The 8,328-nt window shown below is 35.6% G+C and carries 5 protein-coding genes; all 5 read left to right on the plus strand.

Annotated features, from left to right (window positions below):
- Positions 1-173: 173 nt before the first annotated feature.
- Positions 174-2,573 carry a TonB-dependent receptor gene (locus ACOVO2_RS00940; protein ID WP_421768170.1) on the plus strand — a complete coding sequence of 800 codons (2,400 nt, stop codon included), beginning with the start codon at positions 174-176 and terminating at the stop codon, positions 2,571-2,573.
- Between the two features lies 1 nt (position 2,574).
- The gene (locus tag ACOVO2_RS00945) at positions 2,575-3,669 is read left to right on the plus strand and encodes a DUF4249 domain-containing protein (protein ID WP_421768171.1); all 1,095 of its coding nucleotides are present in this window, start codon (positions 2,575-2,577) and stop codon (positions 3,667-3,669) included.
- Positions 3,670-3,794: 125 nt separating this feature from the next.
- A complete protein-coding gene (locus tag ACOVO2_RS00950; protein ID WP_421768172.1) occupies positions 3,795-4,904 on the plus strand; it encodes a DUF4249 domain-containing protein in 1,110 nt (369 codons plus the stop codon).
- Positions 4,905-5,062: 158 nt separating this feature from the next.
- Positions 5,063-6,862 (plus strand): acyl-CoA dehydrogenase family protein, encoded by a 1,800-nt coding sequence (locus ACOVO2_RS00955; protein ID WP_421768173.1) that lies wholly within the window; start codon positions 5,063-5,065, stop codon positions 6,860-6,862.
- A gap of 226 nt (positions 6,863-7,088) precedes the next feature.
- A complete protein-coding gene (locus tag ACOVO2_RS00960) occupies positions 7,089-8,123 on the plus strand; it encodes a hypothetical protein (protein ID WP_421768174.1) in 1,035 nt (344 codons plus the stop codon).
- Positions 8,124-8,328 lie beyond the last annotated feature (205 nt).

Raw genomic sequence — 8,328 nt, forward strand, 5'->3', positions numbered from 1 at the left:
AGTTTTCCAAACCAGATTCAATCAAATTATTCATTTAAAATAAAGAAAGAATTTTAGCTGTATCAATAATCGTATAAATTTTGATTAAAGCATAAACTCATTATATTTGTAAAAAGAGAAAGAGGTTTTTCTTGTTCCGCACGTAAACACAATAATTACCAAAATAATTGATAATGAATAAGTTCTGGCTTGTTTTATTTGTAATGTTACCCATTTGCAACTTTGCCCAAAGTAAAGTAACAATAAAAGGCACAATCACTCAGGCAAATACTAACACACCGATTTATGGTGCAAATATCCTTATTCCTCAGACAGGATATGGCACAACCACCGACTCTCTCGGAAATTACGAAATGACAATTCTGAAAGGAAGTTTTCTCATAAAAATAACGCATCAAGGATATTTCAGTAAAAACTTCCAACTTGATGCTACCAAAAACGCCACTCAAAATTTTACGCTTGATGAAAAAGTCAACGATTTGGCGGAAGTAGAAGTGAGTGCCAAAAGTGCCAATCAAAATGTAAAAAGTCTCACTACGGGAGTCTCGAGTTTAAACTACAAGGCATTAAAAAAACTACCAACCTTACTCGGTGAAGTTGATATTATCAAAAGTCTTTTTACGCTACCAGGAGTTACCACAGTGGGAGAAGGTGCGTCGGGTTTTAATGTGCGTGGCGGAAACATTGACCAAAATTTAATTTTATTGGAAGAAGCTCCCATTTTCAATTCTTCGCACTTAATGGGTTTTTTCTCAGTTTTTAATCCTGACGCTTTCCGAGATTTTAATTTTTATCGAGGTGGAGTTCCAGCTCAGTTTGGTGGTCGAGTATCGTCAGTCTTGAGTGTCAATCTGAAAGATGCCAATGCCAGCAAGTTTTCAATCAATGGCGGAGTTGGCACAATTTCGAGCCGATTGTTTATTGAAAGCCCAATCATAAAAGATAAACTTAGTTTTTTTGTAGCCGGCCGTATCTCTTACGTTGACCAAGTTGTCAATCTGTTCAAAATCAAGCGTTTGTCAGGAAGTAAAGCAAATTTCTATGATGTAACCGCCAAAGCAGAATACAAACCAACCAAGAAAGACAGAATATCTGTTTCGGCTTTTATCGGAAATGATAATTTCAAACTCGCAAAAGATACAATTTCTACAATCGACGAAAATAGTGATGCACGCTATCATTGGACATCACGGAATCTTTCAACTTCGTGGTCGCATTACTTCGGACCAAAATTCACCCTAAAAACTCACGGTATTTTTGCGAATTATGATGTAGATATTATCAATACCGACTCAGCATCGGCTTTTACACTCAGTAGTTCGATTGCTTATAAAAGTCTGAAATCGGTTTTGATATTTACACCCAACGAAAAACACGAAGCCGAAATCGGAGTACAAGTAAACAGCTACCTTATTAAGCCAGGCAGCTTATTGCCAACTTTAGAAACCTCAAACAAAAACCCTGCACTTCTTCCCGACGAGCGAGCTTTAGAGTCAGCCGTATTTGTCAATGATAAAATCAAGATAAACTCAAAGTTTGATATGGGCATCGGTTTACGATTTGCCTTGTATCAAGCTCTTGGAAGTAGCAAAGTTTATAATTATGAAGCAAACCAGCCTCGTTCTACTTTGAGTTTGATAGATTCCACAATGTTTCAAAAAGGAGATGTCATCCAGCAATATTCGAGCATAGAGCCAAGAATATCATTCAATTATAGCATTAATGCGAATTCGAGCATCAAAGCAAGTGCCAACCGAATGAGCCAGTTTATCAATTTGCTTTCAAACACAACCGCAGCCTTGCCAAGCGACCGCTGGAAACTAAGTGATGTTTACACAAAACCTCAATATTCTAATCAATTTTCGATTGGTTATTTCAGAAACTCAAAAGAAAAAACTTACGAACTTTCGGCCGAAATTTTCTATAAACAACTATTCAATGCCATCGACTATAAAGATGGTGAAACCCTAATTTTAAATCCAAAACCCGAAACTGTTATTTTGCAAGGTGATGGTTTTGCGTATGGTGCTGAATTATTTATCAAAAAGAATTTAGGAGTTCTTACGGGTTGGTTGAGTTATACGTATTCGCAGACACTCATAAAAATTGTTGGAGACTCGCCCGAAGAAACCATCAACAACGGAAACTATTTTCCGCCAATTTTTAACCGTCCGCATAGTTTCAATGCGGTTGGTTCTTATCAAGCCAGTAAAACAGTCTCATTTTCAGGCAATTTAAATTTTACTTCGGGTAGAGCTATTACTTATCCAGCCTCAAAATTATTTTTATCGGGTTCATTTTTGCCCTACTACAATAGTCGAAATCAATCACAGATTCCAAACTATTTCAGAATTGATTTATCGATGAATATCGAAACGCATCCTTACCGCACAAAAGGCTATAGAAGTAACTGGAATTTTTCGCTTTATAACATACTCTTCAGAAGAAATGCCTATTCGGTGTTTTTAAGACAACAAACGCCTTTGAATATCTATGATTCAAGAGTAAAAATCTACAAACTTTCAGTTTTGGGAAGTATCATTCCATCACTAACCTATAATTTTAAGTTCTAAAATGAAATGGCAATCTAAATGTCTACTTATATTCTTTATTGTTAGTTTATGCTTAGTTGCTTGTGTCGAACCTTTCGACCCAAAACTAAAAAGTGATGTACGCAGATTAGTAATTGAATCTCAGCTTACAACAAAGCTCGATTATCAATACGTATATCTTACTTATGATGCCCCGTACACTTCTGATGCTTCTGTTTTTGAAGATTATGTTTCCGGTGCTAAAGTAACACTTCGAGATAATTTGGGTAATGAATTTGCCTTTTTTGATGATACTTACCAAGATAATGCTATCAGAGCAACAGTAGGATATAATTATCGTTCAGTCGAAAAAATCCAATTAGTTGTGGGGCGAAGTTATCAGCTTTTTGTAGAAACTTTCGATAAAAAAACATATTCGTCTACCATTGAAAAGGTTGTGCCTGTTCCAAAGATAGAAAAAGTAATAACTGAGTTTTTTGAAATTATTCCCCCTGCTTTTTTAAAAACCGAACGTGGAGGATACAATGTTTCGATAAATGTAAAAGATATCCCCGGCGAAAAAAACTTTTATAAATGGGACTGGTACAATGTTCAACAAATTGAATGGTGCGGGGAAGCTCGGTCAGGTAGTAGTTCGATTGTATATCCGTGTTGTGGAAACTGTTATGAAAAATATTTTTGTAAAAATTGTTTAGAATTAGGAAGTGATAGACTAATTGATGGAAATATTTTCAATAGATTTCTAACAAAAATACCTTATGATGCAAACAGCAATTATTATTTGGTTATCAATCAATATTCATTGAGCGAAAATGCCTACAAATTTTGGAATACCGTAAAAGAACAAAGTAAAGCTTCAGGTGGCCTTTTCGACCCGACACCAAAATCCATACGTGGTAATTTTAGTAATGTTGCTAACTCTAACGAAGAAGTTTTAGGGTATTTCACCGTTTCTGACATTCACGAAGAAATTGTAATTATCGACCGTAACCGTACGAGTCCAAAGCCATTTGAAAGTCAAAAATATCTACCACCTGCCTGGAGAAGGTCGTCCAATTGTGTTACCTGTGAGGAAACTTATATGCGAACAAAGTTTGCACCAAAAGGTTGGAGATAATTTTGTGAGGCTTATAGTTTGCAAAATAATTGTAAGAACAGAAAACTTGTTCGACTAAAAATCACAATTGATTAAAGATGAAACCAATAATCTTTAATTGGTAAAAAATATTTTTTTATTGCAAAATGAAATATAAAATACATTTGGCATTCGCTTTGATTTTATTTGGAATAAATGCCTGCGTCGAACCTTTCGACCCAAAGCTAAATAGCGATGTACGTAGATTAGTAATTGAATCACAGCTTACCACCAAGCTCGATTATCAATATGTATATCTTACTTATGATGCTCCCTACAATTCCGATGCCTCGGTTTTTAAAGATTACGTGGCCGATGCCAAAGTTACTCTTAAAGATAATTTAGGGAACGAATATGCTTTCTTTGACGACCCATCACAAAATAATTCTGTAAAACTTCCTCGTGGCTATAACTATCGCTCAGTCGATAAAATCCAACTGGTTGTGGGTCGAACTTATCAGCTTTTTGTAGAAACCTTCGATAAGAAAAAATATGAGTCTTCGCCCGAAAAAGTAACAGCTGTACCGAAAATTGAAAAAGTAAGTATCGAATTTAAGGAAATAATACCACCAGCCTATCTAAAAACCGAAAGAGGCGAATTTAGGGTTAGTGTAAATGTAAAAGATACGCCAGGTGAAAAAAACTATTACAAATGGGATTGGTATCATGTAAAAAAAATTGATTGGTGTCGAGAATACACCGTTGCAACCGCCGCTGGAACTACATCGTATGTGCAACCGTGCTGTCAGGATTGTTACGAAAAAGTAGTCTGTACAAATTGTTTAGAATTAGAAAACGATAGGCTTATTGATGGAAATAGTTTTAATAGAAGCCTAATCAAAGTGCCATACGACAATACCAATAATTATTATTTGGTAATCAATCAATATTCAATCAATGAAAATGCCTACAAATTTTGGAATACAGTAAAAGAACAAAGCAAAGCTTCCGGCGGATTATTCGACCCAACGCCAAAATCTATCCGAGGGAATTTTAAAAACACCAATAATGCCGCCGAAGAAGTACTCGGCTATTTTACGGTTTCTGATGTCCACGAAGAAATAGTAATTATCGACCGTAACTTATCAAGTCCCAAACCTTTTCTATACGACGACTTGTACCAGCCACCTTGGTGGATAAGACTTCCCCCATCTCAATGTTTTGCCTGTAACGAATCTTTCACACGCTCAAAATTTCCTCCAAAAGGCTGGAAATGAGCTGTTTATGATTTAAATCTTCACTAAGAGAAAATAAAACTTACGTATTTAAAAATATTTTTATTAGTATGCTTGCATAACAATTTAAAAATTCTTTATATTTGCAACAGTATGCACGCATACTATTTAAACAACGATAATATTCAATTCATAATACCATGATAGCAACCGAAAACAAAGCATCAATTAAAGGTGGCGAATTTTTAATCAAAGAAGTAGAAGCTCACCAAATTTTCATTCCAGAAGAATTTACGGAAGAGCAACAAATGATTGCCGAAACTTGCCGTGATTTTTTGAAAACCGAAGTTCACCCACGCCTTAATGAAATTGATACGGCCAAGTCTCCAGAATTAATGTCTTCTCTAATGACAAAAGCTGGTGAGTTGGGTCTTCTCGGAACTGCCGTTCCTGAAGAATATGGTGGTTTTGGTATGAATTTCAATACCTCGATGTTGGTTGCTGAGGCTCTCGGAACAGGTCACTCGTTCTCAGTGGCACAATCAGCTCATACAGGTATCGGAACTTTACCGATTGTGTATTACGGAAACGAAGAACAAAAAGCTAAATATTTGCCACTTTTGGCTTCGGGCGAGTGGAAAGCGGCTTATTGCTTAACTGAGCCAGATTCGGGTTCGGATGCCAACGCTGGAAAATCGAAAGCAGTTCTTTCTGCTGATGGCAAGCATTATATCATCAACGGACAAAAAATGTGGATAACCAATGGCGGTTTTGCCGAATTGTTTATTGTTTTTGCAAAAATTGATGATGATAAAAACCTTACAGCATTCATCGTAGAAAAATCTTTCGGTGGAATCACGATGAATGAGCCTGAGCATAAACTTGGTATCAAAGGCTCAGATACTCGTCAGGTTTTCTTTAATGATTGCCATGTTCCAGTTGAAAACATGCTTTCAACTCGTGGAAATGGATTTAAAATTGCGGTAAATATCCTTAATATTGGTCGTATCAAACTCGGTATTGCAGTAGTGGGCGGCTCGAAAGGTTCATTAAATCATGCAATCAATTATGCCAACGAACGCAAGCAATTTGGAGTTTCTATTGCCTCATTTGGTGCGATAAAATATAAATTGGCTGAGATGGCTACTCGTATTTTTGCTTCTGAAACGGCCAACTACCGTGCAGGACAAAACATTGACGATGCCATTGAAGACCTAAAAGCACAAGGCTTGGGCGATGCCGAAGCAAAATTAAAGGCACTCGAACAATTTGCTATTGAGTGTGCCATTATGAAAGTACACAGCTCGGAAGTTTTAGACTACGTAGTTGATGAAAGCTTACAAGTTTATGGAGGAATGGGCTACTCGGCCGATGCACCTTTAGAGCGTGCGTACCGCGATGCTCGTATCAACCGTATCTTTGAAGGCACCAACGAAATCAACCGTATGTTGATTGTTGATATGCTTTTGAAGCGTGCCATGAAAGGCGAACTTGATTTGATGGGCCCTGCAATGGCAGTTGGTAAAGAAATCATGTCGATTCCAGATTTCAGTGCTTCTGATGATGAAACGCTTTTTGCAGCTGAGAAAAAAGTATTGAAAAACTTGAAAAAAGCAGCTTTGATGGTTTCGGGTGCGGCAGTACAGAAATTCATGATGTCGTTATCGAACGAACAAGAAATTTTGATGAACGTAGCAGATATGGCCATCGAAATTTATGTAGCCGAATCGGCACTCTTGAGAGTTGAAAAACTAATCGGCATCAAAGGCGAAGCGGCAGTTGAGTTACAAAAAGATATGGCCTTAATTTATTTGCACGAAGCAGTTGCCAAAGTAAATAATGCCGGTCGTGAAGCTATCACATCGTTTGCCGAAGGCGACGAACTCAGAGTAATGCTCATGGGCTTGAAACGTTTCACTAAAATTGAACCAATGAACCTCAAAAACGCTCGCCGCCGTGTGGCTGATGCTATGATTGAGGAAAACAAATACATTTTTTAAAGAATAGGGTAAATTTTTTAAAAAGGCTTAGAATCAACAACTAAAAATCAACAAACCGTCTTTCTGATTTGAGAGGCGGTTTTTTATTTTTTATAATTGTTTTACCGTTAAATCATTTACTTGCCGTTAAATAATGACTGATACAACTCTAATGTTGGATTGTGGGTTTGAATATTACTTTTGAAACAACTTTGATAGTACTTTACATTCACAAAATACTTTTAAGATGAAAAACACTATTTTTTTGTTAGCTTTTTCTTTACTATTATTTGGTTGTAAAAAAGATAGTAAAGAAGAAGTTTTACCCGAACTGAATGTAAGAGTCGAAGAGTATGGACGTGTTTATATTACAAATATGGATTTGAAAGCAGTAAAGTTTAGTATAGATTATGGCGATGGGAGAATTGAAAATAATTTTATTGAAAAATTTCCACTTTATAATGAACACAAGTACAGTGAAAATAGAGCATATACGCTATTGCTAACAACTTGGGATATAGAAAATAATAAAACAACATTTTCTAAGACTGTTTCTATAAGTGATATTCCACCAAAGCCAGTCGCAGATTTTACGGTTGTATTATTAGATAATGGAAGAGTGCAATGTCAAAATTTATCAAAGAATACGTCAAATTTTGAATGGCATGTAAACAGATACAAATCAATTACCAATAACCCTGTCTTTATTTTTGAGAAAAATGGAGAACATGAAATCTCATTGCGTACAAGTAGTGTTGATGGGACAATCAGTACTAAAAACTTAACTGTTAAAATCACCAATGCAAACGAACCTACCGAAACAGCTGAATTTAATGGTCAATTTTTTGATAAAAAAGGGAGATTTACAGGTACTAATTTCAATGATTTTTATGGACCAAGAGGGCTAATAGCTTTACCAAACTTAGTACCTTCATGTATATTCGTATCTTCAGATATTGATATTCGAATTGTAAATTTTAATGGAAAGCCTGAATATGAAAACTTAAAAAATATTTTTGTGGTAGGGAATAAAAATATTTATGGAAAAAATAAGAATTACAAAGATTCGGATTGGTATTTTGCTTTTCAAAATTATACACTTTTTCTTGCTGATGCAATTACATCAGACCTCGAAATCATCGATGTAAAAGAAATCAATCAACCAAAACTAATTCCAGAAATGTATGAAAAAGCCTTTTGGCTCACATTTAAAATAAAAGCAGATTTTGGCAACGGCAAAAATATTGATGGCACTTTACGGGTGCGGTATTTGATTTACTAAAAAGTACAAACTTTTGATTTTCTAAGAACCGTCTTTCTGATTTGAGAGGCGGTTTTTTATTTTTCAGAAAAAACGTACCTTTGAGGCCTTAAAATTTAAAAGTAGGCTTATCTATTAGTAAACAATAAAATAATGGCATACGGACTTCTAAAAGGTAAAACAGGCATCATTTCTGGTGCATTAAACGAAAAATCAATTGCTTGGA

This window comes from Emticicia sp. (genome assembly GCF_049241225.1).
Classification (GTDB): Bacteria; Bacteroidota; Bacteroidia; order Cytophagales; family Spirosomataceae; genus Emticicia.

Bases quoted from the DNA above. Each gene is read 5' to 3' on its own strand.
- ACOVO2_RS00940 (WP_421768170.1), top strand. From the start codon at position 174: ATGAATAAGTTCTGGCTTGTTTTATTTGTAATGTTACCCATTTGCAAC.
- ACOVO2_RS00945 (WP_421768171.1), top strand. From the start codon at position 2,575: ATGAAATGGCAATCTAAATGTCTACTTATATTCTTTATTGTTAGTTTA.
- ACOVO2_RS00950 (WP_421768172.1), top strand. From the start codon at position 3,795: ATGAAATATAAAATACATTTGGCATTCGCTTTGATTTTATTTGGAATA.
- ACOVO2_RS00955 (WP_421768173.1), top strand. From the start codon at position 5,063: ATGATAGCAACCGAAAACAAAGCATCAATTAAAGGTGGCGAATTTTTA.
- ACOVO2_RS00960 (WP_421768174.1), top strand. From the start codon at position 7,089: ATGAAAAACACTATTTTTTTGTTAGCTTTTTCTTTACTATTATTTGGT.